Annotated in this window: 26 protein-coding genes, 2 pseudogenes and 1 riboswitch; of the genes and pseudogenes, 20 read left to right on the plus strand and 8 right to left on the minus strand. The window is 49.1% G+C overall.

Translation table 11 applies throughout. The features are described from left to right. The first annotated feature begins 143 nt into the window (after positions 1 to 143). From ASG81_RS17845 to ASG81_RS17855, 4 genes are all read left to right on the plus strand, one after another. A complete protein-coding gene (locus tag ASG81_RS17845) occupies positions 144 to 2447 on the plus strand; it encodes a methyltransferase domain-containing protein (RefSeq protein WP_056636967.1) in 2304 nt (767 codons plus the stop codon). A 71-nt stretch (positions 2448 to 2518) separates the two neighbouring features. Then, a riboswitch (TPP riboswitch) is annotated at positions 2519 to 2632 on the plus strand. An 89-nt stretch (positions 2633 to 2721) separates the two neighbouring features. Continuing rightward, a complete protein-coding gene (locus ASG81_RS31030) occupies positions 2722 to 2871 on the plus strand; it encodes a hypothetical protein (RefSeq protein WP_155971634.1) in 150 nt (49 codons plus the stop codon). Between the two features lie 161 nt (positions 2872 to 3032). Beyond that, entirely contained in the window at positions 3033 to 3887 is an 855-nt protein-coding gene (locus ASG81_RS17850) for a TatD family hydrolase (RefSeq protein ID WP_442952916.1), read from the plus strand. Positions 3888 to 4068: 181 nt separating this feature from the next. Next, entirely contained in the window at positions 4069 to 4842 is a 774-nt protein-coding gene (locus ASG81_RS17855) for a glucosaminidase domain-containing protein (protein WP_056636970.1), read from the plus strand. 76 nt (positions 4843 to 4918) lie between these two features. Here ASG81_RS17855 and ASG81_RS32120 read toward each other — a convergent pair whose 3' ends face one another. Beyond that, positions 4919 to 5077, minus strand: coding sequence for a hypothetical protein (locus ASG81_RS32120; RefSeq protein WP_181425935.1), 159 nt, complete (start codon positions 5075 to 5077; stop codon positions 4919 to 4921). 260 nt (positions 5078 to 5337) lie between these two features. Between ASG81_RS32120 and ASG81_RS17860 the strand changes: the two genes are divergently transcribed. Next, entirely contained in the window at positions 5338 to 7029 is a 1692-nt protein-coding gene (locus tag ASG81_RS17860) for a ribonuclease J (RefSeq protein WP_056636971.1), read from the plus strand. Between the two features lie 81 nt (positions 7030 to 7110). Beyond that, complete coding sequence (locus tag ASG81_RS32125; protein ID WP_056636974.1) at positions 7111 to 7467, plus strand: WGxxGxxG family protein; 357 nt, start codon at positions 7111 to 7113, stop codon at positions 7465 to 7467. A gap of 75 nt (positions 7468 to 7542) precedes the next feature. On the opposite strand, the pseudogene ASG81_RS17870 reads toward ASG81_RS32125, so the two are convergent. The 5 genes and pseudogenes from ASG81_RS17870 to ASG81_RS34045 all read right to left on the minus strand — a co-directional run bounded on the left by ASG81_RS17870 (position 7543) and on the right by ASG81_RS34045 (position 10135). After that, positions 7543 to 8349: pseudogene (locus ASG81_RS17870) on the minus strand (MBL fold metallo-hydrolase). Positions 8350 to 8433: 84 nt separating this feature from the next. After that, the gene (locus ASG81_RS17875; RefSeq protein ID WP_081417408.1) at positions 8434 to 8655 is read right to left on the minus strand and encodes a DUF2935 domain-containing protein; all 222 of its coding nucleotides are present in this window, start codon (positions 8653 to 8655) and stop codon (positions 8434 to 8436) included. Between the two features lie 132 nt (positions 8656 to 8787). Beyond that, positions 8788 to 9108: a hypothetical protein gene (locus ASG81_RS17880; RefSeq protein ID WP_442952909.1), complete on the minus strand. Its 321-nt coding sequence runs from the start codon at positions 9106 to 9108 to the stop codon at positions 8788 to 8790. 183 nt (positions 9109 to 9291) lie between these two features. Then, complete coding sequence (locus tag ASG81_RS29990) at positions 9292 to 9417, minus strand: sporulation protein YjcZ (protein ID WP_081417409.1); 126 nt, start codon at positions 9415 to 9417, stop codon at positions 9292 to 9294. A 511-nt stretch (positions 9418 to 9928) separates the two neighbouring features. Then, complete coding sequence (locus tag ASG81_RS34045) at positions 9929 to 10135, minus strand: hypothetical protein (protein ID WP_235548922.1); 207 nt, start codon at positions 10133 to 10135, stop codon at positions 9929 to 9931. 398 nt (positions 10136 to 10533) lie between these two features. Here ASG81_RS34045 and ASG81_RS17890 point away from each other — a divergent pair, with 398 nt between their 5' ends. The 5 genes and pseudogenes from ASG81_RS17890 to coaD all read left to right on the plus strand — a co-directional run bounded on the left by ASG81_RS17890 (position 10534) and on the right by coaD (position 15182). Further along, positions 10534 to 12504: a hypothetical protein gene (locus ASG81_RS17890; protein ID WP_056637708.1), complete on the plus strand. Its 1971-nt coding sequence runs from the start codon at positions 10534 to 10536 to the stop codon at positions 12502 to 12504. A 59-nt stretch (positions 12505 to 12563) separates the two neighbouring features. Then, complete coding sequence (locus ASG81_RS17895; protein ID WP_200961539.1) at positions 12564 to 12941, plus strand: DUF6173 family protein; 378 nt, start codon at positions 12564 to 12566, stop codon at positions 12939 to 12941. Between the two features lie 82 nt (positions 12942 to 13023). Continuing rightward, a pseudogene (locus ASG81_RS32865) lies at positions 13024 to 13185 on the plus strand (polyketide cyclase); the annotation flags it as partial. Between the two features lie 907 nt (positions 13186 to 14092). Continuing rightward, the gene (rsmD, locus tag ASG81_RS17900) at positions 14093 to 14692 is read left to right on the plus strand and encodes a 16S rRNA (guanine(966)-N(2))-methyltransferase RsmD (protein ID WP_056636981.1); all 600 of its coding nucleotides are present in this window, start codon (positions 14093 to 14095) and stop codon (positions 14690 to 14692) included. After that, positions 14679 to 15182 (plus strand): pantetheine-phosphate adenylyltransferase, encoded by a 504-nt coding sequence (gene coaD, locus ASG81_RS17905; protein WP_155971635.1) that lies wholly within the window; start codon positions 14679 to 14681, stop codon positions 15180 to 15182. The genes rsmD and coaD overlap by 14 nt, the downstream gene beginning before the upstream one ends. A 38-nt stretch (positions 15183 to 15220) precedes the next feature. On the opposite strand, the gene ASG81_RS17910 is transcribed toward coaD, so the two are convergent. Then, positions 15221 to 16450 (minus strand): nucleoside recognition domain-containing protein, encoded by a 1230-nt coding sequence (locus tag ASG81_RS17910; protein WP_056636986.1) that lies wholly within the window; start codon positions 16448 to 16450, stop codon positions 15221 to 15223. Between the two features lie 211 nt (positions 16451 to 16661). Between ASG81_RS17910 and ASG81_RS17915 the strand changes: the two genes are divergently transcribed. Next, positions 16662 to 17714: a S16 family serine protease gene (locus tag ASG81_RS17915; RefSeq protein WP_056636990.1), complete on the plus strand. Its 1053-nt coding sequence runs from the start codon at positions 16662 to 16664 to the stop codon at positions 17712 to 17714. Positions 17715 to 17743: 29 nt separating this feature from the next. Here ASG81_RS17915 and ASG81_RS17920 read toward each other — a convergent pair whose 3' ends face one another. After that, a complete protein-coding gene (locus tag ASG81_RS17920; protein WP_056636993.1) occupies positions 17744 to 18991 on the minus strand; it encodes a nucleotidyltransferase in 1248 nt (415 codons plus the stop codon). 160 nt (positions 18992 to 19151) lie between these two features. On the opposite strand from ASG81_RS17920, the gene ASG81_RS17925 reads away from it, so the two are divergent. The 8 genes from ASG81_RS17925 to ASG81_RS17960 all read left to right on the plus strand — a co-directional run bounded on the left by ASG81_RS17925 (position 19152) and on the right by ASG81_RS17960 (position 24892). Beyond that, positions 19152 to 19673 carry a YceD family protein gene (locus ASG81_RS17925; RefSeq protein WP_056636999.1) on the plus strand — a complete coding sequence of 174 codons (522 nt, stop codon included), beginning with the start codon at positions 19152 to 19154 and terminating at the stop codon, positions 19671 to 19673. A 37-nt stretch (positions 19674 to 19710) separates the two neighbouring features. Continuing rightward, positions 19711 to 19884, plus strand: a complete 174-nt coding sequence (rpmF, locus tag ASG81_RS17930; RefSeq protein WP_006036546.1) for a 50S ribosomal protein L32 — start codon at positions 19711 to 19713, stop codon at positions 19882 to 19884. 274 nt (positions 19885 to 20158) lie between these two features. After that, positions 20159 to 20755, plus strand: coding sequence for a transcription factor FapR (gene fapR, locus ASG81_RS17935; protein ID WP_056637002.1), 597 nt, complete (start codon positions 20159 to 20161; stop codon positions 20753 to 20755). Then, positions 20739 to 21728 carry a phosphate acyltransferase PlsX gene (plsX, locus tag ASG81_RS17940; RefSeq protein ID WP_056637005.1) on the plus strand — a complete coding sequence of 330 codons (990 nt, stop codon included), beginning with the start codon at positions 20739 to 20741 and terminating at the stop codon, positions 21726 to 21728. Before fapR ends, plsX begins: the two co-directional genes overlap by 17 nt. A gap of 9 nt (positions 21729 to 21737) precedes the next feature. Further along, positions 21738 to 22724 carry a beta-ketoacyl-ACP synthase III gene (locus tag ASG81_RS17945; RefSeq protein ID WP_056637008.1) on the plus strand — a complete coding sequence of 329 codons (987 nt, stop codon included), beginning with the start codon at positions 21738 to 21740 and terminating at the stop codon, positions 22722 to 22724. A 139-nt stretch (positions 22725 to 22863) separates the two neighbouring features. After that, on the plus strand, positions 22864 to 23802 hold the full coding sequence (gene fabD, locus ASG81_RS17950) for an ACP S-malonyltransferase (RefSeq protein WP_056637011.1): 939 nt from the start codon (positions 22864 to 22866) through the stop codon (positions 23800 to 23802). Positions 23803 to 23817: 15 nt separating this feature from the next. Further along, positions 23818 to 24567 carry a 3-oxoacyl-[acyl-carrier-protein] reductase gene (fabG, locus tag ASG81_RS17955; protein ID WP_056637014.1) on the plus strand — a complete coding sequence of 250 codons (750 nt, stop codon included), beginning with the start codon at positions 23818 to 23820 and terminating at the stop codon, positions 24565 to 24567. A 91-nt stretch (positions 24568 to 24658) separates the two neighbouring features. Further along, positions 24659 to 24892, plus strand: coding sequence for an acyl carrier protein (locus ASG81_RS17960; RefSeq protein WP_053375686.1), 234 nt, complete (start codon positions 24659 to 24661; stop codon positions 24890 to 24892). Positions 24893 to 24958: the final 66 nt, after the last annotated feature.

Here is a 24958-nt window from a genome sequence, read left to right on the forward strand (position 1 = left end):
CGTCGACATATTTTATGGGTACAGCATGAAATATAAGATTTTATAAAGTTCACTGTTATAACCTGTCTATATTTCCTAGCGAAACGGGCTTTTGCCGCCAAAGGACTGCGTAAGCCGTTTACGCTTGCTTGAGGGGGATACGCGTGAGCGATGCCAATGGGTGCGTGACAAGCATTATTCTCGTTACCTACAATAAGCTTGATTACACGAAGCAATGCGTGGAGAGCATTCGGCGGCATACGCAGCGGAGCTGCTATGAGCTGATTATTGTAGATAACGGTTCGACGGATGGCACGGCAGAGTGGGCAAAAAACGAATGCGGCATCATTGTAATCGCCAATGGCTGCAATGAAGGATTTCCTAAGGGCAGTAATCAAGGGATGGCTGCGGCTTCGGGGGATCTTCTTATGATGCTTAATAACGATACGATCGTAACGCCGGGCTGGCTTGACGGATTGAAGCGCGGCTTGCTCAGCGATGACCGGATCGGGGCAGTCGGCCCCGTCACGAACTCGGCTTCATATTGGACGAATATTCCGGTCACGTATAAGACGATAGAGGAAATGGAGCTGTTCGCTTCCGCACTTCATGCCATCCCCGACAAAACGAAATGGGAGGAGCGCGTAAAGCTGGTCGGCTATTGCCTGCTCATGCGGCGGGAGGCGTGGGAGAAGGCCGGACCGCTTGACGAGCGATTCGGCATCGGCAACTTTGAGGATGACGACTATGGCTTGAGGCTGCGGCTGGCAGGCTACAGGCTATTGTTGTGCGGAGATACGTTTATTCATCATCATGGCAGCGTCTCTTTTAATTCCGATCCGGAGCTGTTTCAACAAACCTTGAGGAACAATGCACAAGTTTTTATGGAAAAATGGGGCTTTCATCCGGGAGATCTGGCGCAAATACGAATGGATTTCAGCACGGTCATTCAGCGGGAATCTCATGAATACAAACGCGATGATTGCTCGTTCATGGAAATCGGCTGCGGCTGCGGAGCGACAATTTTGCATATGAAGAAACAATTCCCGTATGCCAAATGGTACGGTGTCGAGCGTAACGAGCTGGCGGCGAGAGTTGCCGAGGCGTCGGGAATTACCGTATTCCGCTCGGGAGAGCAGGAGAATTGGGCTCTGCCTGCCGAAGGATTGGACGGAATAATGATCGGAGATGCCCATGCCTACGGGACGCCGCAAGCCATGAAGCGGCTTGTCAGTCTGCTGAAGCCCGGAGGCTGGATAATCGGCTGCTTTGCGAATCGATTTTATTTTGAGAATGTACGGCAATATTTGGATCCGGCGAATGTGAGGGCGAAGCGCCAAGCGGCTATCCAATATACGCTGCAGCAGGTTAATCAGCTGTACGTACAGTCCGGTTTTTCTTATGTGAAGGTTACGCTCGCCGAGCATAAACCGCAGGAGCAGCTTGATTATATTCGCCTCCTTGAGCAGCTAACGGATGAAGCGATTACGGATCAGCTTACAGCCGCTTATTTACTTGTGTACGGACGCGTCCCGTTTGCGGTCCAGCGGGAGGAAGCAGACAAAAACGGCGAGCCGGCTGAACTTGGAGGAAATGGAGAAGAAGGGGAAGAATCGTCGGCTCAGGCCTATATTCAGGAGACTGCGCAAGCAGAACAGACGAACGAAGCAAAGCAGTTATCGCCTCGAGAAGATGAATCGGACCAGCTCGCGGAGCAAAACGATGTGCGGTTTACAGGCGAGCGGCTGGTTGTAAATCAAACGGTCAAGCAAAGCTATAGCAGCGTCTATCATGAGCATATGAGCCGTTATGAATTTGCCGGTCCGCTGGTGAAGGGAATGCGCGTGCTGGATGCCGCGTGCGGAGCGGGTTATGGAAGCGCCATGCTAAAGCGGGCGGGAGCGGCTGAGGTGGTGGGTATCGACGTTGATAAACGATCGCTCGAGCTGGCCGAGCGGGACTACGGCAGCAGCGGCGTCTCGTTTGCGGAAGGAGATGTGCTGCGGCTGCCCTTTAAGGATGAATCGTTTGATGCTGTCGTTTCTTTCGAAACGATCGAGCATGTCACCGCGGGAGCGGATTGGATAAGGGAATCGGCTCGCGTGCTGAAGGATGGAGGCTTGTTTATCGTATCGACGCCGAATCGCACCGTTACGAATTCGCATATTTATTTTGAGGAGCAGCCCTTTAACCAGCATCACCGCTTTGAATACCGTACGGCTGAGCTGATAGGAGAGCTTGTGATGCACTACGCAGTCGAGGCCGTATATGGTCAGAATGCGTTCGATGATTCGAGGTTTCCTGCGATGCGCTGGCTGCGCCAAATGAACGCCATCGCACCGGATCGAGGCGAGGTGCATATGCGTACTTGGACGCCGCACATGCTGATCCCGCTCCACGAGCTTAAGAGCGCCGAGCCGATGTATGTCGTGGCGGTGTGCCGGAAGACGAAGCAAAATAAGGCTTGATGATAATCGTTTTAGAGAAAAACTAGCATAATGTGCGGGTTTTGCTATACAATTGATGGTGTTGACGAACCGAATATGTTCCGGGGAGCTGCTAAAGCCGGCTGAGAGGGAATTATCTGTACAATTCCGACCCGTTAAAACCTGATCTGGATAATGCCAGTGTAGGGACAGAAGCTTTGTTTGCTTGCCAGGCTCGTTCGGAGCGATTCGGCCTTTGCCGGTACAAACAGCTACAGTCGATTGTAGGGCGTCCTCCGGATAAGGGGGACGTTTTTTGCTTCCATCGCCTAATTCAATCGTGCAGGAGGCCATCCGGATTTGGCCGCGGCTAATGACACATACGGAAGCGACGGTGCAGCTGACGCTGCTCGGCTTCGCGGGAGGATCGGCGGTGGGCTTCGTGCTCCCGCTTTGCTGTATTTAATTCCCGGCGTATGAGCGGGATTCCTATCCGCATGTGCTGTCCGGAGGTATGCTGCAGCGGGTTTCTTTCCTTCGGGCAGCATCGAGGAGGCGCTGTTTCTATCCGATCGGATTATGCTTATGATCAGCGCGAAGGAAGGGAGCGGATAGAAGGTGAACGAAATCGAAGATGGCCAGCTTGAGGGAGCATTAAGCCCGGAGTCCGCCTTGCCCGCAGGCCCATGCATAGATGCGCATCTTCACATTGATTTGTATGCTGCAGAGGAGCGGGAGCCGCTGCTGGAAAAGGCTTTCGCTGAAGGCGTCGCTGCGGTGGTTACCGTCTCGATGCATCTGCAATCCTCGGTAGTGAACCGCGAAATTGCCCTTCGTTACGTTGGACGGGTGCATCCGGCTTACGGTTTTCATCCGGAGCAGCCTATTCCTGCTGAAGCGGAGCTCGATGAGCTGTTCGCATGGATTCGTTTGCGCCATGCAGCGGGCGAGAGGTTTGCAATTGGAGAGGTCGGGCTTCCGTATTATACGCGGACGGAGGCGGAAGAAGCGCGAGTGGGCGTGTCATTTGACGAGAAGCCTTATTTGGAGCTGCTTGAGCGATTCGCCGCACTGGCCGCTGAGCTGGATCGTCCGATTGTGCTGCATGCGGTATATGAGGATGCAGATAAGGCATGCGACATTCTGGAGAAGCATGGCGTTCGCAAAGTACATTTCCATTGGTTCAATGGCAGTGCTAACACGGTACGCCGGATGGCTGCCAGCGGCTACATGGTATCGGTTACGCCGGATATTGCTTACGAGGAGGAAATTCAGCGGCTTGTGGAGCAGTATCCTTTAGATCAGCTGATGGTGGAGACGGACGGGCCATGGCCGTTCGAAGGGCCGTATGCCTCTCAGCCGACCCGGCCCGCGATGGCTGCCGATGCGGCGGGGCATATTGCGGCCATAAAGGAGCAGCCCGCCCGGCGAGTTGCGGAAATACTTCTTGCCAATACTCTTCGCTTTTACGGAATCATATAGGAGTTTATAAATGAGGATAAAGGCCGACCCCTGAGGATGAACGATTCTTACAGGGCGGTCTTTTCGTTTGGTTGCACGTATCGTACGCAATTGTCAGTTGCCGTTGGTCCTGCCGCTGCATACAAAGATAAGGACAGGGTTAGATTACGGGCCACATAGCGCGGCAGAAAGGAGTAAAACGATGGCACAGCTGACTAGGATTCAATTTATTGCGGTGTTGGCACCAACGGTATTACGGGTTAAGCGGGAAGGGTCTGCGATGTTTCCTTCCGTGAGGTTAGCGCAAAACTTGCTCGAAACCGGAGGCGTGATTCACGAATGGTACAACTTAGGGGGCATCAAGGTTGGCAGCGGTCAGACGAATGCTTTCTGGCATGGAGAAGCAGTCGTTAAGGGCACATGGGAAGTTGTTGATGGGCGAAGCATGAATACGCGAGCTGCTTTCCGCGCCTACAAGAGCATCTATCACTTTTATAAGGATTTGGATTTGCTGCTGGCAGCTCCGCGGTATGAACGGGTGCGTAAAGCAATGACGCCTGAACGTCAAGCAGACATGCTATTTGCTTGCGGCTATGCGACTGATCCGGCTTATCCGAGCAAATTAAAAGTGATTATCGAGCAGTATGGATTAAAAAAATATGATGCGCTAGGCAGCAAGCAATTTCCGAAGCCGGAGAAGCTGAAGGATGCGGAGCTCATTGTTGTTTTGTACAAGGGGCAGGCCACTTCGGACGGCTACTTGATTGGAGGAGTGACCTGGGTGCCGGCCAGGCTGCTTGGCGAAGCTTTGGGAGCGGAAATCGGTTGGAGGGGATCGAAGGTAACCGTTAACGGAAAGGAGCTCGAATCCATTTTATCCGAAGCAACGGGCTATGTTCAAATTCGGGATCTGGCAGCAGAGCTTGGGCTTGCCGCCAGCTGGGATTCGGCAGCGAGAGTCATATTGCTGGCGTAGGCTGCAAGCAAACAAACCGGCGTCCGGCCATATGCGACCGGACGCCGGTTTGTTTGCCGTGCTTAAAATAAGCAGCTCATTTGCCTTTCCTGGATGCGGCCCAAAAGGCAAGTATAATAAGGGGAATAAGGATGTACCACGGGATTGTAATCGTGCCTCCAACGATAAAAGCCAGCGCCATCACGATAATGACGCCGAGGATAATGTAAAGACAGCCTCTGCCGAATGTTTCCATCGTCAATCGCCTCCTAAAACCCTCTATGCAAGCAGCTACTTCCTGAAAGTATATTCGATTATAACGTTTTTATGGGCTATAGGGTTGCAAAAATTAAAATGGACAGAGGTCGAAGCGACATAATTAAAGCTACTCGCTATGACAGGAACTTCCATGGATGCCTACTATTGCAGAGTTAATAATACAAATGTGATAAGCTATGCGACAGCGCCTAACTATCGTCAGTCTTATAAATTCGCGAAGCAGGAGGCCACCTTAATATGCAGGCTGCAAATAAGGAAAATATGAAAAATACGCTTTCGATTTTTGCATTAGGGGGTGTTCATGAAATTGGGAAAAACATGTACGTGATTCAATATGACGAAGATATCGTCGTGATTGACTGCGGATCCAAATTTCCCGACGAAAGCTTACCGGGGATCGATCTGATTGTTCCCGATATCACTTACCTGAAGGAAAATAAAGATAAGGTTCGGGCCATCATTTTCACCCATGGACATGAAGATCATATTGGGGGTATACCCTATATACTGAAGCAAATGAATATACCTATTTACGGGTCGCAGTTAACACTCGGATTAATAAAAAGAAAATTAAAAGAAAACAATCTTCTAAGAGATACGGAGCTCCATGAAATCAACTCGGACTCGGTTATTGAATTGGGTACGTTAAAGCTGGATTTTTTTAAAACGAATCACAGTATTCCCGACTGTCTCGGCGTCGTCTTCCATACACCTGAAGGCACAGTCGTACATACGGGCGATTTCAAGTTCGACTTAACGCCTGTTAATAAGGAGTATCCGGATATTCATAAAATGGCCAGCATAGGCGCTAACGGAGTACTCGCCTTGCTCTCTGAAAGCACAAATTCAGAACGGCCAGGCTTCACGCCTTCTGAAAGGCTTGTCGGCGAGCATATTGCGGATGCTTTCAAAAAAGCGGAGCATAAAGTATTTGTTTCAACTTTCGCTTCGAATGTTCACCGTCTCCAGCATGTTATTGATGCGGCACAGCAAACGAACCGGAAGCTGCTATTGCTGGGACGAAGCATGGTGAATGTCGTATCGGTAGCGGAGGAGCTTGGCCATTTGAATATTCCGGAAGGAATGCTGGTCGAGGTGAAAGAAGCAAGTGAGATGCCACGGGATAGAATTGCCGTGCTCTGTACGGGTAGTCAAGGGGAGCCAATGGCTGCACTTTCTCGTCTCGCAAGCTCGAGCTACCGTCAGGTGGAAATACAGTCCGGCGATACCGTAATCTTTGCTGCTTCTCCGATACCCGGAAATGAGCGGAACGTATCCCAGATCGTGGATAATTTATATCTTTTAGGCGCAAACGTCATTTATGGCTCAGGTACAGTGACAGGCATGCATGTATCCGGACATGCCAGTCAGGAAGAGCTTAAATTAATGTTAACGCTAATGAAACCGAAGTATTTTATCCCTATTCACGGCGAGTACCGTATGCTGTTTCAACATCGTTTATTAGCGGAAGCAGTCGGAGTGGAAAGAGACAATATATTTATTGTCAACAATGGCGATGTCGTTGATTTTAAAGATCAGGCCGCCGTCCAAAGCCGGAAAATACCAGCAGGGAATACACTTGTTGACGGGTGGGGGATAGGCGACGTCGGAAATGCCGTATTACGGGACCGGAAACACCTTGCCGAGGATGGCATTCTCGTTGTGGTCGTTACATTAAGCAAAGAAGAAGGCAACTTATTGTCCGGGCCGGATATGATCAGCCGAGGATTCATTTATGTTCGGGAATCGGAGGTTTTAATGGAGAAAATAAACGATTTGGTTATACAGGAAATTAAAGAATTGCAAAGTAGCGGTAATTTTATAAAATGGACGATTCTGAAGCACAAAATAAAAGAATCAGTTGGAAAGTATATTTACACACAAACCAAAAGAAGGCCAATGATTCTTCCCATTGTTATAGAAGTGTAATTTGGTTCCCGGTTTCCGTATAGTTTTTTGAGGTTGAGACAAAATAAGCCCGAACGAAAAAACTGATAAGGGGACGAGTAAATGAAAAAGTTTTGGTCCATTTTTTGTGTGATTTCATGTTTGGCTTTTGTACTTGCTGTACCTGCTTTTGCAGATCATTCGAGGACGGGCACGATGGAAAATTACACCAACAGAAGTATGGGCAATGCCGTTCCGGATACAGGTTTGCGCTCTGATACCAGAATAGGCATTGATAATACGACTCGCGCACTCGATGTAGACAACGATACAAGACTGAATACGAACGCGAACATGAACACGAACGCTTACAGAACGAACGCAGCAGACAATGACAATGATTTCAATTGGAGCTGGCTTGGGCTGTTCGGTCTGCTAGGCTTAATGGGTTTAAGAAACCGCAACCGTGAGCGTACCTGATAGTGGATGAAGCTCGTTAAACAACATAAAAACCCTGCTGTTACAGCAGGGTTTTTATGTTGTTAAACGTCGTTTCTAATGGACAAACCGTCCTTGCTCCGGCACAGCGATTTCTTTAAATTTTTTCGTTAGAAGCGTTAGGTTATCTTTTAGGGATTCACCGAACATGGGCTCCCCATGTCCCGTAATCGCTTAATAAGGATTAAGGGCAGCAAGCTTCTTAACGGATTTTTCCGCCGCATCCCAATCTGTCGTAAAATATTTTGGCGGACCGCTTATTTCCTGCTCCTGAGTTATGACTTTGTAAAGTGATTCCTGCTTGACCGTCACAAACGCATCACCGGCAATCAGGGTGCCATCCTCTTCACGGAACAGTGAGATATGGCCTGGCGTATGACCCGGCGTATGAATGTATTTCCAATCAGGCAGTCCCGGTATAATTCCATTCGCAGGCAGCGGCTTTACAAGGTCGTCCAGATCAATTCCATCATGGGGAAAGAAGGGGGACATTTCCGATACGAGTCCGCCATTTACGGTAGGATCTGCAGGCGGATAATCAGACTCGCCGGTTAAATAAGGGAGCTCCAGCTTATGCGCGTATACGGGAACATTCCACCGTTCAATCAATTCAATAATGGCACCGACATGGTCAAAATGACCGTGTGTTAAAATAATCGCTTTAGGCGCAGAATTGAAACGTTCCTCCGCCTCATTAATGATTTTTTTCGCGGATCTTGGCATACCGGCATCAACGAGAACCCAGCCCTCTTGCTCTTTATTCGGGTCTCCGATAAGACAAACATTTACGATTTGGATAGGGAGACAATAAATATCTGGCCGGTAAGCAAGACCCTCTCCGCTAGCAAAAGTCGTAATTGGCATAAAAGATTGCTCGAATGAGCTTTCCAACACTAAGCGCCTCCTTTGTCATCACTCTCCTCTATAAACTGTCCAAATGTTTTCTGCTTATTCCAGCCTCCGCGCAGTTGGATCGCATGGCGGGGATGGGATCTCTCCGCTCTCCGAAAGCTTCAACAAATAATAGCATTCCTCCCTGTACATATGATCAGGAACCAGCGGATTTATTCGGCTTAACAGCTCGGCACTTAAACCCAGCTCTTCAATTTCCTTTAAAAAACCCATAAAAACGCTCATCTCTAAGTTCACATCCGCATGGAACTTAGCCATAGCTAAGAATGCAATGTTATCAATAACCGGCTATCGCAAATGGGGAATAACGAATGGCAGCGTAAAAACAAATCACCCCCTTGCTAAATGGAGAAAAGCAAGAGGGTGATTTGTTTTTACTGACCTATTTATTTAGTGTTGAGCGTAGTTGGAATATTGGCCCGCATTGCTTTGATTACTCATGTAGCTTGGTGTTAAGGATGCAGTGCTCGACAGCTGATTGCACATGCTATTGATTTGCTGCAGCTGCTGCATAGCCGTTTGGTGGCCTTGCAGTGCGGTGTGAATAATTTGAGCCGCTTGATGCTCGCGCTGCGCAATTTGCTCAAGCTGCATGGCGTTCATTTCTTCCTGTTTAAGTAATTGTTGATACTGCATGGATGCTTGCTCTGTTTGCCGCATTAATTGATTGACGAGCTGGGAAATTTGCTGTGTTTGCGTAATTTGATTCAAAATAACGCCTCCTAAATGGATTGGAATTACTCGAATATTATGGATTGAAGCGTTCGTTTTTATTCCGGTTTTCGATTTGAAATTATTAATTTTATGTAAGGAGCGGCAATAAAGTTGTTGTAAAATATAAAAACACAAAAGACCCATGAAATGGGCCTTTTGAACAAATATTCAAAGGGGATATTAGTAACCTTTGCCATAACCGCCGACGCCGAAGATACCACAGCTACAAGCGATAATTACTAATAAAATGAAAAGGACAAGTATCGTTCCAGTATTATTGAAAACACCGCCTACATGACCAGACATTTATCATTGCACCTCCTTAAGTGTTGAGTACACTTTAAATTATGCGTGGTTTTAACGTTTTGATTGGGTGTTTGCCTCGGAGACATTTTATAAATGTCATTAGCCTGTAAAAAATATTTTGGAAGGTATTATGGCAATTTGAGTGCTTGAAGCATAAGTCTTAGACTTCTTTAGCAGCATTTATTAAAGCCGCCAACGAAACCTCCTACACAGCTGCATGCGATAATCACCAATAAAATGAAAAGGACCAGAATGGTACCAGTATTCGAAAAAGCACCACCAACGAATCCGGACATTGTTCATAACACCTCCTTGTTTCTTGAGTACTCTGTAGATTATGTATCGTTGCCGCATTCTGATTGGGTGTTTGTGACGGAGATGCTTTTTCCGTGTCACCCGCCTATAAATTGGCAGAATAACAGATGCTCAAAAAAGCCTATCGAGGCTAAAGACCATTTCTCGATAGGCTTTGATGCTTCATGTGTTTGAATCAGCTGATGATGTAATCGGACTACATGTTATAAGGTGCTCCCGGATACCGCATATTTTGTCCGAGCGGCGTAGTGGACGGCGCTTCCACTTCTCTTTCGATGTACGTCTTGTTACAGTGCATATTAGAAATACGCGGGATATAGACCGATGAGCCCGGTTGGATTTCTTTAGGATTAGCAATGTGCGGGTTTGCTTCCTCAAGAATGACGCTAGGTATGTTATACATATGGGAGACCTTTTCTAGTGTATCTCCGGCTAATGTCTGGTGGACAGCGAAGTACATATCATTTCTTGCATCTTCACCGTCCTCCCGGAAAAAAGGAAAGAAAAAAAACGGGGAAAAGAAGAAAAAGGGAAACAGAAAACGGCGTGGAAAAAAGGGATGAGGAAAAGGCCGGAAGGGCGAATGGAATCCTGGTCCGCCAAATGGTATAAATGCTCGATTCATTTTAAAACCTCCAAAGACAGTATAGTCAAATGACTATATAACATATGAACTTGAAAACAAATGGTTCCAATCAACCCTTGGATTAGGCTTGTTTCTTGGTTGTGCCGGAAATTGTTGACGCTATTTTTTATCAAAGCTATTATAGATTGAACAAATCCGTAAAGAGGAGAATGATCGTGCCGGATTGGTCGTATCAGACCTTGTTTCGCCCTTTATTATTTAAATTTCCTGCAAGACTGAGCAGATCTGTAACGCTGACAGCCATCGGCAAGCTGGGCAGATTGCCTGGCGGCTCATTCGCCATTCGAACGCTTGGACATATGAAGCCGTCGCCGTTACTGGCGCGGGATATGGCGGGCATCGCCGTCAACAGCCCTGTGGGCTTGTCCGGCGGCGTAGACCCGGAAGGCGCCGCACAAAAAGCATTGGCGCAATTTGGCTTCGGTTTTATTGAGCATGGGCCTGTCACGGTTCAACCTATCCGAAGCGATCAGCCGATAGAGAATCATATCGCTGCTGAAACCGTACGTTATCCAACCTATTACGAGAATGATGGCTTAGACGTTGTTGCCGCACGCCTTGCAAAGCCTGGACATCAATTGCCGCAGCTTGCCCGCATCACTCCGATGCCGCATGCTTTGCCTGATCAGGCGATTGTAGAGCTTGGCAGAATGATGGAGAAACTCCATGCCTCGGGAGCAGCAGGGTTCTATGTAGATGTGCTGCAAGCGGCAAGAAGCTTTGCGGATTCACAAGCTGTTCTAAACCGTTTGCCGGAGCTTGCGGCTGCCAATCATTATGCCGATAAACCTCTGTATTTGTATGTCCCGCCGGATTATCCGAATGAGAGGCTTATTGCTATATTAAGCAATCCGAAATCGATTATATGGAGCGGGGTGGTCATCGGTGAGGCTGTCCGTGATGGCGGAAGCGTTGGCGATGAAGGCGGTGGCGAAGCCATACGCGTGGGAAGAGAAGGTAAAGCTCTTGCCCTGGATAAAATAAAGCTGCTCCGCAGCGTGTGCGGACCCTCCCTGGTGATTAAAGCGGGAGGCGGAGTGCATGAGCCGCAGGATGCGCTCGATCTCCTGAAGGCGGGCGCGGACGGCATCATGCTGCATAGCGGCTTAGTGTATGCCGGTCCAGGCCTGCCGAAACGAATAAATGAAGCTATTGTTTATGAACAGGTTTGCAAGCTTCCCGTACCCCAAACACCCTCCTTCTGGAAGCATTGGGGGTGGATGTGCCTGCTGGGCATCGGGATGATGATTGGAGGTATTTTTTCCTGGATTATCGCTGCTACTTCCGTGCTGCTGCCTTATGATTTAGACTTTATAGGCATGTCGCTAGAGGAGCTGCGCCATATCAACCCTAATCTTCTTCATTTCATGTCACATGACCGGGTTACGCTGGCGGGAACGATGATTTCGATTGGCATTTTGTATTATCAGTTGGCTAAGCATGGAATAAGAGAAGGCATGGACTGGGCTAGAACGGCTTTGCTGACGTCGGGGGTTGTTGGTTTTTTAAGCTTTTTTTTATACTTGGGCTATGGTTATTTTGATCCGTTTCATGCACTGGCCTCGGCTATCCTGCTTCCGATGTTTTTTCTTTCGATGCGAAGCAATCCGGAGCAGCCCTATCGCCTTCCTGTCAACCTCCGCAACGACCGCGTATGGCGGCTTGCCATGTGGGGACAGCTTTGCTTTGTCGTGTTAGGTTTTGCGCTGGCTGCCGGCGGATTAACAATCGCTCTGGTTGGGGTTACAAACGTTTTCGTGAAGACCGATCTTGCTTATTTGTACGCCAGCTTTGCTGCTCTAAAAGAAGTAAACGCGAAGCTAATTCCGCTTATTGCCCATGACCGGGCCGGTTTTGGCGGCGCGCTGCTGTGCGATGCCTTAGCGATTCTCATCACAGCGCTATGGGGCAGCCGGCAAGGCGCCCGTTGGTTATGGTGGACGCTTCTGTTTGGCGGTGCGCCGGGTTTCTACGCTGGATTTAGCGTGCATTTTTCAATTGGATATACCGATTTCTGGCATCTTTCACCGGCTATATTTGCTTTGCTGCTCTATGTTTTCGGACTTATTTTGCTATACCCTTATTTGATGAAAAAGGCGCCGCTTACAAGTTTAACGTACAAATGAAAGCGGTAAGAAGGAAGATGTCTGCTTTTGTCGAAATGATAACGAGGGAGGTGATTAGCTTGGACTTGAAAGTGCCTGAAATCATGTTGCCTCAATTTAAAATGCCTAACTTGTCCGAACCGGTAAATACGCCAGGACAGAATTTAGCGAGCGAGTTTTACAAGAAAATAATCCGTATGATTAAAAATTTTGATGCGAGACTGGATGCTACCGAGCAGGTAGGCGTTAGGCTCGTTACATTTGGCAAGTCTGTAACTTTTCAAATAACCGATGTTGGATATGATGATCCCAGCTTGATCATGTTCACTGGAAATTTAGATGACGGAAGTCCTGTTACATTAATCCAGCATGTATCGCAAATCAGTTTCTTATTGATGGCTGTTAAAAGACAAAATCCAGAGGAGCCTAAAAGACCTATTGGGTTTCAAAGCCAATAATTTTATAGCTTGAAAAAAATCGGGCGTCCCTTGCAGGACGTCCTTTTCACGGGAGGGGAGAGAGAGTTACAGGATATATGCTAACTCTGGGTTTATAGGAGACGGGGATGACATCGTAAAGCAAGCCATAGATTCAACGGAAGGATTTACGATTGTTCTTTGCGGACTAAAGGCGCTCCTAGAGCATGGCATCGTCCTGAATCTCGTGTACGATAAGGCTCCTGAAGCCCATGTTAAACGTTAAGAAGAGCCCTCAAATTGAGCTTTGCAAAAATAGCTAAAAACCAAAACGGCAGCCAAACCCTGGGGTTAGGACTGCCGTTTATTCATAATTGCTGGATTTGTTTGGACAAGTGTTTGTCCAACAAGTCATTACTTCGCCTACATGTAAGGGCGGTTTTGGTTCATCATCAATGAATGTTTTCATTACATCCTTGACTGCTTCAAATACACTTGTCAAATCATTCACTTCTTTCGTTTTTTTTAGTGTGTATAATGTCCCGAATAACTATGCACTTGTCTCTTAATGAATTGTGAAGAACATAACCCACTTATAAAAACAAATAATAAGGAAGAGATTGGAAGATGAATAATAAAGGGAATGTAATTGATCTGCAGTCACTGGTAAATGCAGCCGATGGCAGAAGCACACGAGGATGGTAATACCTAGGAAAGCACCTTCAATAAGAAAAAGGCTCCTCTAGAGCGGATCTCCAACCGCTTTAGAGGAGCAGAAAAAAAGGTTATATACGTATGGTAAACAATTAGCGCGCGTAATTCCAATTAGAAAAAATTAAGGTGGATTAGAATAAATTCATTATGTTTCATCTAAATAGCATATTGATGCAATAAGGCTTTAAACAAAAAATCGGGCGTCCCTTTCGGGACGCCCTTTTCATGGGAGAGGAGAAACCGGACGAAGAGCTTATGGGGAAACGTAAGTCTTCTCCGCGGTTGTCTACGGCATCTTGCGACGCCGATAAATGTATCTTGTCCGGTTTAAGAGGAAATATACATGATTAGGGTGAGAAATATTTTTGTGCACAGTTGGACGGGTCCTCTGCTCCGTAATTTTCGACATGCTTCTGCTTTATTAAGAAAGGGATTCTATGGTACGATAGGCGGGAATGAGATAGAAGGGGGCAATTGCAGTGAGAGTCATTGCGGGCGAGGCCAAGGGCCGCACGCTGAAGGCTGTGCCTGGCATGAACACGAGGCCGACAACGGATAAGGTAAAGGAAGCTATTTTCAGCATGATCGGGCCTTACTTCGACGGTGGAACGGCGCTGGATCTGTTTGCAGGTACGGGCGGTTTGGGCATTGAGGCCTGGAGCAGAGGTGTAGAGCGTACCGTCTTTATTGATCGGGAGAAAATAAGCGTAGAGATTATTCGGCAAAATGTACAAACGGCGAATATGGGCAGCGCCGCTGAAATTTATAGGAATGATGCGGAGCGTGCATTGAAAGCGCTAGCGAAGCGGGGACAGAAGTTCCGGCTTGTTTTTCTTGATCCGCCATACAAAATGATAACGATGGACAGTTTGATGGCGCAGCTCGCAGTGAATCAGCTGCTGGAGCCGGAGGCGATTATTGTAGTCGAGCATGATGCAGCACACCGGTATCCGGAGCAGCTGGAGCATTTTGAACAACTGAAGCACGCGAAATACGGGGATACCGCCGTGTCCATATTCCAATATATCAGCTCAGACAGTCACGACGGAAGTGAGGTCAATGTCAATGTCAATGAATAAACAAGAGCGTGTAGCCGTATACCCGGGAACCTTTGATCCTGTTACTTATGGACATCTGGATATTATTCGCAGATCCGCTAAGCAATTCGATAGGCTTATTGTAGCCGTTTTAAATAATTCCAGCAAAAATCCGATGTTCAGCGTTGAGGAGCGCAAGGCGCTGCTTGCCGAAGTCACGCGAGATATTCCGAATGTAGAGATCGACAGCTTCCGGGATTTGCTCGTCCGATTTATGAAGTCGCGGCAGGCTAACGTAATTATAAGAGGAATTCGATCGGTAACCGATTTTGAGTATGAGCTTCAGCTCGCTTCGACGAACCATTTGCTTGATGATGAGATCGATACGATGTTTATGATGACAAACCCTAAGTATTCCTATTTGAGCTCCAGCATTGTCAAGGAAATCGCACAGTTCAACGGGGCTGTTCATGAGCTGGTGCCGCCTGTTGTGGAGAAGCAATTGCGGGAGAAATATAAACCAAAGAGCTAAACGGATTTTCACCTAAGCCATTATTCGTCTTATAGCGATTATAGCGGTCTGCCAGCTCGGCGAAACGGCAGCAGCATAATAGAAATACCGAGTCCGAGGAGCGCAAGCAGAGCGCAGGCCGACAGGGAAAACTGCCATAATAACGGTAAATCACCGGCTCTCAAGGCAACAGCAACGGCTTTATCCGGCGAGAATGATTCGACTGGCGCAAATGCCGGTGCGGCTGCTGGTACGAGTAGAGGGTGCAGCAGGGACGTGGCCGGCTTCCAGAGCAGCAGCATGAATAGGAGGGCATGCAGCGCATGTGCGACTCTCCATGCAACGAACGGTAGAAGCTTAAGGTCCGTTCCGGTAATGGAATAGCCTGCTTGTAAAATGCCGCTGAGCCCGCTCCATGCGAGCACGGCTGCGATCGCAGCGGCGTTGCCAAGTGTTCCGGCTCCCGGCGCATCCCAGACAGCAGCTGCATAGGTACCCAAGTGGCCTTCAAAAAAGGCTTTGCTGATGAAGCTTAGTCCGGCTTTGTCCAGAAGAGATGAGAGAAGCGGCTCTGACAATTTGGCAAGAACAGCTGCGAAAATCATAAAACCGCCGATCAGCATCAGCTTCTGAACGCCGGCAGCAACGGCATCGCCAAGCGCTTTGCCGAAGCTGCGGCCATCCTGCTCCCTGCCGAGGCGGAGCGCTTCGGATGCTCGCTGAAGCATGCCAAGGCCTCGCTCCGTATCTTTAGCTGCAGTAGATTGCATATCCGATGCTTGGCCGCTTTGACTGAACAGCGTCATGAGAAGCATCAGCCATAGAGCAGACAGCCATACGATAACTGCAATGATCACTCCGACAATAGGTTTGTGCAGAAAGCCTGCGCCAATGACGACGAGCATGAACAACGGGTTAGGCATATGGGCAAAGGCAAGCAGCCGCTGGCCTTGCTGCTTGGTAACGAGACTTTTTTTGCGCAAAGAAGCAACCGCCTCCGCTCCTCCGGGATAGCCTCCCATCCAGCCTAGTACGAGCGCAAGCGCCGCTTCTCCCGGCAGCTTGAACAAGCGGTTCATTAATGGCTGCAGCAGTGAACCGATGGCATGCGCAAGGCCGAAGGCGGTAATTAGTTCAAATAATACGAGAAACGGCAGCAGGCCGGGAAATACGATGTTCCACCATACGGTTAGCCCTTGCAGCGAGGATTGAAATGCAGCATCCGGCTGAAGAATAATGGCAACGACAAGCAAGATGGACAGGAACGCAAGCAAAACCGTTTTAGCCAATGCTGCTCAACTCCTTTATTTCGCTGGGGAATATGAATGATAGGGCAGGCTGGTAAGCAGATTGAAGACATGAAGAATTGGACAATCGTATACGTTAAATAGTACGCATGCCGGGTGCCGGATAGACCACATGCGATCGCTAGTCCAGCAGTCGAAAAGCGATTTCGGCATGTCTGATAGGGAAAACGGAAGTTTGAATGGGGGGTGACAGGTGCAAAAGCAACGTGCTGGTTTACGCAGAATGGCGATGATTGGTTTATCGACCGCAGCATTCATGTGGGTGATATTGTACGCTCCAACGCCCTATGTTGTTTATGAGCCTGGAATTGCCGTTCCCGTTAAGTCGATGGTATTGATGGAAGAAGGCGATCGTCTGGGCGGCGGCGATTTTTTGCTTACTGCCGTAAAATTGACGGAGCCGAATTTTTTGCACACATTTCAGTCGATGTGGAATTCGAACATGGAGGTGCATCTCAAGCGGGATGTGCTTCGAGGCTATTCGAAGGAGCAATACGCAGACAGATTGAATGTTATTATGCAGGGGGCGCAAAATAATGCAATCGAAGCGGCTTATCGTTACGCTGGTTTTCCTTATGAGAGCAGAACGAACGGCATTGTCATATCCGATGTGCTTGTGAAGAAGAATACCGGGTCCAGCTCATTTAAGGCGGGGGATAAGCTTCTTGGAATTAACGGCGTTAAGCCGATCGGCAGTATGTCGGAATGGCTTGATAAACTGCAAAAGATAAGCAAGGACAAGCCGGTTCAATTCGAGATTGAACGTGGAGGAACACGGCTTAATGTGATCTTTGCAGCGAACTTATTTCATTCGACGATGACAAACGAGCAGCGCTTAGAGGCGATTGGCATCATGAGTTTGACCGAGCTCCGCAGCTTGGAGCCGGCGGATGAAGGCAAACGTCTCACAATAACAGCTGGAGATATCGGCGGTCCTTCGGCCGGTCTGGTCTTTGCGCTGCAGGCTATAGATCTGCTCTCTAAAGGGGATTTATCGGGCGGCCTTCGCATAGCGGCAACCGGCACCATAACCGTGGACGGGAAAGTCGGCGCGATCGGCGGAATTAAGCAAAAAATCGTCATTGCAAGCAGCGAGGGCGCCCAGCTGTTTCTGGCGCCTGCGGATAATTTTGAGGAAGCCGAGGCGAAAGCAAAAGCGCTTGGCACCCCGATGAAGGTGGTTAGCGTTAAAACGCTGAAGGAAGCAATGGATCAAATACAAGCCTTTCATGATGCGTCTACATAAAAAGTTCGAGAACTCGCTGAAGTCCGAAATTATTCAACCGTAACCGGCTTCTCCGTAAAGTCACGGAACAACGAGTGTGCGGAGGTTGATCCAGGGACGCCGAGCATATAGACACTGCTCGCTTGCGTGTCCAGCTCCAGGTAGCGGAAAGGCTGCGGTGCCCGCGCTGCGCTAAGCAGCACGGGCAGCTTGGCGGAATTCCGCATGCGCCGAAGCAGATGCTTGCCTTTTTCCGTAAAACCAAGCACTCTTATATATTCAACTCCCGATGCGAGCTTGTCTTGTGTGAAGTCGGCTTTGCTGTGTCCTAGCAGAATAGAGAGAAGCGCGCGCTGCAGCTTCGTCCGGGTGTAGCGCTTCGTTTTCAAAGCCTCCAGTATGTCTTCGAATTGACGTGATGCCAGCTGCGGAAGGGCATTCCGGATCCGGTGTTCTATGCCCTCGGAAATCTCATGCAATTCGGCCAGTTCCGAAGGTGTGCGAGTTACAATGGCATGAAGCAGAGCGCTTGTAAAATGCTCCCAGCTGATTGGGCAATGGCCTGCCGACCATTCCTGCTGCAGCGTACGCAGGGTTGATTCCGGCACGAAGGAGCGCGCTGCTTCAAGCGAGCGCTGCTCAAGCAGCAGCTTGCGAATGGCGGTTGCGCTTGCAATCATACTGTCGGTCGCGGTTTCCTGGTTATACTGCGCCTTCTCGCGGGTAATGGTGAAGGGCTCCATTTTGCCGCCCAGCCGTTTCAAGGCAAGTAAATAATGGAGCGCCAATGTATGATTGGGAAGCGCGAATGGGAAATTAGCTGCAGAGGCATATCCTCGATCCGATAAGTAGGCGGTTATTGCGCTGCTGTATGCGCTTGGATAGCTTATGCCTGTTTGAAGCAGCTGCTTCAGGAGCGCCTTGAAGGCAGGCGGCTCATTCGCGACGGTTTCGGCTGCCTGCAGCAAAGGCTCAAGCTCACCGTTTTCCGTGCCGAAGCAGAAGCTTTCAACGACGCCTGTCGCCTCGAGGAGGGAGACAGCTCCATAGGCAAACCACTCGGCCGCTTGCGTCGCATAAGCGACTGGCAGCTCGATAACGAGATCACAGCCGCCCTCTAGCGCCATCTTCGTTCTGGCCCATTTATCGAGCAGGGCAGGCTCGCCGCGCTGCAGGAAATGACCGCTCATGACGGCAACGACAGCGTCCGCCTGCGTTATTTTGCGCGATTGTTGTAAATGATACAAATGTCCGTTATGAAACGGGTTGTATTCGACAATGAGTCCGACGGTGCGCATTCGTTTGACCCTCTCTCTGTTAATTGTTGGTTGTTTCACTATAGCATAGAGAGGGAGCTCAATCACGGATTGCTTTAGGTTTAGTGAAAAACAGTGTGAAAATGTTGACAAAACGGTATTCTGATAGATATAATAATCTTTGTTTGTTTGGGGTGATCTGATGCAGTTTCATATTCAAGAAACAATGTCCAAAGGGTTAAAAACGACAGTTAACGAAGAGTTGGATGTCAGTGACCTTTTTAAAGGACGCCAAGATGTTTATCGCACGGGACCGCTCCGGGTATCGCTTCAGGTAACAGGGCATGAAGGCTTTATTGAAGCTGATGGCGAGCTTGCCATCGATCTTGAGCTTGCTTGTTCACGCTGCCTCGATCCGGTGAAGGAACATACGATTATTCCTTTCTCGGAAGTATTCAAGCCGGCTTCGCCCAGCGCAGAGCGCGATGAGAATTCGGATGAGGAAGAGAGTGACTTTATTGAAGTAGATGCGGAGAGACTGGATTTGAGGCCTTATGTGGAAGAAGCGCTTCAATTGTTCATGCCTTTTGCACCGCTCTGCAGCAATGATTGTAAAGGTCTTTGTCCCACGTGCGGACAAAACTTAAATGAGCACAAATGCAGCTGTTCTACGGAGAAGATTGATGTCCGTTTTGCAGCGCTAAAGGATCTATTTAAGGAATAGCTAAGTTGTGATTGAATTTTTGAAGGAGGTGTTAAATATGGCAGTACCTCAGCGTAGAACATCCAAAACTCGCCGTGATAAACGTCGTACGCATTTCAAACTTGCAGTACCTGGCATGGTGAAATGTGAGCAATGCGGAGAGCTGAAATTGGCTCACCACGTATGCAAAGTTTGTGGATATTACAAAACAAAAGAGATCATTTCCCAATAGTGAATTGATGTCAGGGATAGCACTTCATCACGCGATGAAGTGCTATTTTTTTGCCGCATGAGAATGTTTTACTTGTTAATTCATAGCGCTAAAAACGATACTTTCTTGTGCTACATTGCGCTCGAGCGTATTTTTTTATATACTTATTTAGTACCAGGTGATAAAATCGGGCAACATACAAATACTAATCGTGCTGATGCTGATAGGGCTAAGGCGCGGTTTAAATCGTTTATCAGTCACTTCACGGTTAAAGGCGGTGCCGAACATCGAACGAATGCCCAAACGGCAGCGGCATCAGCAGCTTGCCCGATACATTGAAGAAAATCCTTTTATAACCGATCGGGAGCTCACGCGCCTGCTAAAGGTAAGCATCCAGACCATTCGGCTTGACCGGATGGAGCTTGGTATTCCGGAGCTTAGGGAGCGGCTGAAGCTGATGGCCGAACGCTCCTACGACTCGGTTCGATCGTTGCCATTGCATGAAGTAATCGGTGACATTGTCGATTTGGAGTTGGACAAAAGCGGAATCTCGGTGTTCGAGATTCGCGAAGAGCATGTATTCTCAAGGACCGGCATCGCTCGCGGTCATCACGTATTTGCACAGGCGAATTCACTTGCAGTTGCTATTATAGATGATGAAATTGCACTTACTGTAACGGCTGATATCAGATTTATCCGTCCAGTTAAGCTAGGGGAGAAATGTATTGCCAAGGCTTACGTCAGGTCCATCTCGGGCGAGCGAAGCAAGGCAAAGGTCGAGCTGTTTACGTATGTTGGCGATGAAATGGTGTTCCAGGGTAACTTTGTTATTTTCCGGTCCGCGGGAGATACAGAAACGGAAGGAGGAAACGAACGTGCGGATCGCTATTGATGCTATGGGCGGAGATAACGCTCCGAGCTTAATCGTACAGGGAACGCTTGAAGCGGCGGCGCAGTGGCCGGATACAGAGCTGCTGCTCGTTGGCAATACGTCAGTCATTGAACCGCTTATGAACGGGCGGAAGCCCGCTAACGTGACCATATGTCATGCGGACGAAGTCATCGGCGCCGACGATGAGCCGGTTAAGGCGGTGCGGCGCAAAAAGGGAGCGTCCATGGTTGTTGCCGGACAGCTTGTTCGCGAGAAGCAAGCCGATGCGATGCTCTCGGCAGGCAATACGGGGGCTCTGATGACGACGGGACTTCTCGTCGTTGGAAGGATGGAAGGCATCGAGAGACCGGCGCTTGCGCCTATGATGCCAACGATGGACGATGTCGGCATTCTGACGCTTGATTTAGGAGCGAATATGGATGCTAAACCGGAGCATTTGCTGCAATACGCAATTATGGGCAGTATATATCGCACTAAGGTTCATGGGCTGGAGAAGCCCAGAGTAGGACTTCTTAACGTCGGAACCGAGGCGATGAAGGGGAACGAGATGAGCAAAGCGGCATACGCCTTGCTGGAAACGGCGCCCATTCATTTTATTGGCAATGTCGAGGCCAGGGATGTTCTTAACCGTAATTGTGATGTGCTCGTTTGCGACGGCTTTGCCGGCAACATTATGCTGAAGGCGATGGAAGGCGCGGCAGGCACAATTTTCACATCGCTTAAAGACGCATTTGGTCAATCGCTAATGACGAAGCTGGCTGCGGCCATCATGCTGCCGAAGCTGCGCTCGCTCAAGAAAAGAATGGACTATAAGGAGCATGGCGGTGCGCCATTGCTTGGATTGAACGGCCTTGTTGTAAAATGTCATGGCTCGTCGGACGCGCTCGCCGTCAAAAATGCGGTAAGGCAAGCACGAAGCGCCATTCAAGGCCAACTGATTGAAACGATTGCAGCAGAAATAAACGGGAAGTGAGTGTGAGGAATGAGTTTACATCCTGTAGGCATTATTGGAACGGGCAAATATGTTCCAGAACGCATTTTAACGAATAAAGAGCTGGAAGCGATGGTCGAAACGAATGATGAATGGATCGTCACGCGCACGGGCATTAAAGAACGCCGCCTTGCATCCGCGGAGGAGGCAACGTCCGACCTTGCTCTGCATGCATCGCTTAAAGCAATCGCTGCGGCTGGTCTAACTGCGGAAGATATTGATCTTATCGTTGTAGCTACGATTACGCCTGATATGTTTTTTCCATCGACGGCATGCTTGCTGCAGGAAAAGCTGGGAGCCAAGAAAGCGGCTGCTTTTGATCTGTCGGCTGCTTGCTCCGGTTTTATTTACGGGCTGGCAACAGGTTCGAGCATGGTTGCAAGCGGCATGTACAAAAATGTGCTTGTCGTAGGCGCTGAGACGCTATCGCGCATTACGGATTATACCGACCGCAATACATGTATTCTGTTTGGAGACGGCGCAGGCGCTGTCGTCCTAGGACGGGTTGAAGAGGGCCGTGGATTCCAATCCTTCGAGCTTGGCGCGGACGGCAGCGGCGGAGAGCTGCTTAAAGTGTCGGGAGGAGGCTCCCGCATTCCGGCAACGGCAGAGAGCATCGAGACGAAGCAGCACTTCATTCACATGGCCGGCAATGACGTATTTAAGTTTGCCGTAAGGATCATGGGAGGCGCAGCCGAGGAAGCCTTGGTTAAGGCTGGACTTACGAAGGACGATATCGACCTTCTTGTCCCGCATCAGGCGAATATCCGGATTATTCAATCCGCTTTAAACCGGCTAGACCTTTCTGCGGATAAAGCGATGATTAATTTGGATAAATACGGAAATATGTCATCGGCATCCATTCCGGTTGCTCTTGCAGAAGCTGTAGAGCAGGGACGGGTGAGCGAAGGCGATCGCCTTGTGCTCGTGGGCTTTGGCGGCGGTTTGACGTGGGGCGCTTCGGTACTTGTCTGGTAATTTTTATGTTTAGGTAAACATCAAGTATAAAATAAACCGCGATAATCTTTCTTCTTATAATCGTTCTAAATTTCACCGCGTTCGAGCTTTGCCGCCGCTGGCCGGCGCAATGCGTATACGCGTGTCAGGGGGAAACGTATTGAGTAAAACAGCATTTGTTTTTCCGGGACAAGGCGCTCAGGTAGTCGGAATGGGCAAGGACGTCTACGATGCATTTGATCGTTCCCGCTCGATTTTTGAACAGGCGGATGAAGCTCTCGGCTTCTCCTTAAGCAGTATTATATTCGAAGGTCCGGATGAGGCGCTGAAGCAGACAGCAAATACTCAGCCTGCCCTGCTTACCGTCAGTGTCGCCTTGCTTGCGGCATTAGAAGGACGCGGACTGAGGCCGGATTATGTGGCTGGTCACAGCCTTGGAGAATACAGCGCGCTTGTCGCTGCCGGCGTGCTTAGCTTCGAGGATGCCGTTCGAACTGTTCGCGCCCGCGGACAGTTTATGGAGCAAGCCGTTCCGAGCGGACAAGGCGCAATGGCGGCAGTGTTAGGTGCGGAGCGCGGGACGCTCGCTGCGCTATGTGCAGCTATTACGGCTGATGGCACGGCTGTCGAGCTGGCGAATGTGAATTGCCCGGGACAAATCGTAGTGTCAGGCACAGCCGCAGGCGTTCAAGCAGTTGCCGAACGCGGTAAGGAAGAGGCTGGCGCGAAGCGGGTCATTCCGCTTGAAGTAAGCGGTCCTTTCCATTCTTCGCTCATGAAGCCTGCTGCGGTTAATCTTCAGGCAACGCTCGCAAGCATCGCGATGAAGGATGCGATCGTTCCCGTTGTGGCTAATGTGACTGCAAATGTCGCTACAGCGGCTGACGATATTCGCAGCTTACTCGTGGAGCAGGTTTATTCACCTGTGCTATGGGAAGACAGCGTTCGCTATTTAATCCAGCAGGGTGTTGATACATTTGTGGAAATCGGCTCGGGAACGGTTCTTGCCGGCTTGATTAAGAAAATCGACAAAAATGTAAGGGTCATTTCCATAAACAGCATCACTGCGCTTGAAGCGCTGCAGGTAACGGAACATTAGGATGGAGGCGATATGATGTTTGCCAGCTTGGAAGGTAAGAAAGCGCTCGTAACCGGGGCGTCGCGCGGAATAGGCAGATCGATTGCAATTGCACTTGCCGAAGCAGGCGCGGATGTTGCGGTTAACTACTCCGGCAGCGAGGCTGCGGCAGTTGAAACGGCACAAGCCGTTGAAGCTCTTGGAAGACGCGCAATTGTCATCAAAGCTAATGTCGGCAAAGCAAGCGAATTTGAAGCGATGGTCAAGGAAGTCATCGAACAATTTGGCGCAGTTGACATTTTGGTGAATAATGCGGGTATTACTAGAGATAATTTAATCATGCGTATGAAGGAGGACGAGTTCGACCAAGTTATTGAAACGAACCTTAAGGGCGTCTTCAATGGCATTAAAGCGGTCACTCGTTCGATGATGAAGCAGCGTTCCGGCCGGATCATCAACATTTCTTCGGTCGTTGGTGTGCTCGGAAATCCGGGACAAGCTAACTATGTCGCGGCGAAGGCTGGCGTAATCGGCCTGACTAAGGCTAGCGCTCGCGAGCTTGCGTCCCGCGGCATAACAGTTAACTGTGTTGCCCCTGGATTTATCCAAACCGAAATGACGGACAAGCTACCGGAAGAAATGCGCCAGTCGCTGGCTGGCCAAATACCGCTTGCCCGTCTCGGTGACCCGAGCGACATTGCAAATGCGGTCCGTTTCCTTGCTTCGGATGCCTCAGCCTATATGACTGGACAGACGATTCATGTGGACGGCGGCATGTATATGTAGCACTAAATAATTCCCCTTTGTGGAATTAGCACGGTTACGTATGGCATTTTATCTTTAATTCTCGTATAATACCATGGAGGAGGTGAACCGGATGTCCGAAGTAGTAGATCGCGTAAAACGTATCGTCATCGACCGACTAGGCGTAGACGAAGCGGAAGTTACACTTGAAGCTTCATTTAAAGATGACCTCGGCGCTGACTCTCTTGATGTCGTTGAATTGGTCATGGAGCTAGAAGACGAGTTTGATATGGAAATCTCTGATGAAGATGCAGAGACAATCACCACTGTGGGAGAAGTAGTTAAATACATACAATCTCATACGTAAGAAGGACAAGTCCCGTTTTAAAAAAAACGGGACTTATCTCCATCTAGACCGTTTTCATTGATTACG

It is taken from the genome of Paenibacillus sp. Soil522 (assembly GCF_001428245.1).
Taxonomy (GTDB): Bacteria; Bacillota; Bacilli; order Paenibacillales; family Paenibacillaceae; genus Pristimantibacillus.

Coding starts and splice junctions, on each gene's coding strand:
- rpmF (WP_006036546.1), top strand. CDS start 19,711: ATGGCAGTACCTCAGCGTAGAACATCCAAAACTCGCCGTGATAAACGT.
- ASG81_RS17855 (WP_056636970.1), top strand. CDS start 4,069: ATGGCACAGCTGACTAGGATTCAATTTATTGCGGTGTTGGCACCAACG.
- ASG81_RS17925 (WP_056636999.1), top strand. CDS start 19,152: ATGCAGTTTCATATTCAAGAAACAATGTCCAAAGGGTTAAAAACGACA.
- ASG81_RS17945 (WP_056637008.1), top strand. CDS start 21,738: ATGAGTTTACATCCTGTAGGCATTATTGGAACGGGCAAATATGTTCCA.
- ASG81_RS29990 (WP_081417409.1), bottom strand. CDS start 9,417: ATGTCTGGTCATGTAGGCGGTGTTTTCAATAATACTGGAACGATACTT.
- fabG (WP_056637014.1), top strand. CDS start 23,818: ATGTTTGCCAGCTTGGAAGGTAAGAAAGCGCTCGTAACCGGGGCGTCG.
- ASG81_RS32125 (WP_056636974.1), top strand. CDS start 7,111: ATGAAAAAGTTTTGGTCCATTTTTTGTGTGATTTCATGTTTGGCTTTT.
- coaD (WP_155971635.1), top strand. CDS start 14,679: ATGTCAATGAATAAACAAGAGCGTGTAGCCGTATACCCGGGAACCTTT.
- ASG81_RS17860 (WP_056636971.1), top strand. CDS start 5,338: ATGCAGGCTGCAAATAAGGAAAATATGAAAAATACGCTTTCGATTTTT.
- ASG81_RS17875 (WP_081417408.1), bottom strand. CDS start 8,655: ATGGCTAAGTTCCATGCGGATGTGAACTTAGAGATGAGCGTTTTTATG.
- ASG81_RS32120 (WP_181425935.1), bottom strand. CDS start 5,077: ATGGAAACATTCGGCAGAGGCTGTCTTTACATTATCCTCGGCGTCATT.
- fapR (WP_056637002.1), top strand. CDS start 20,159: ATGCCCAAACGGCAGCGGCATCAGCAGCTTGCCCGATACATTGAAGAA.
- ASG81_RS17920 (WP_056636993.1), bottom strand. CDS start 18,991: ATGCGCACCGTCGGACTCATTGTCGAATACAACCCGTTTCATAACGGA.
- ASG81_RS34045 (WP_235548922.1), bottom strand. CDS start 10,135: ATGTATAACATACCTAGCGTCATTCTTGAGGAAGCAAACCCGCACATT.
- ASG81_RS17960 (WP_053375686.1), top strand. CDS start 24,659: ATGTCCGAAGTAGTAGATCGCGTAAAACGTATCGTCATCGACCGACTA.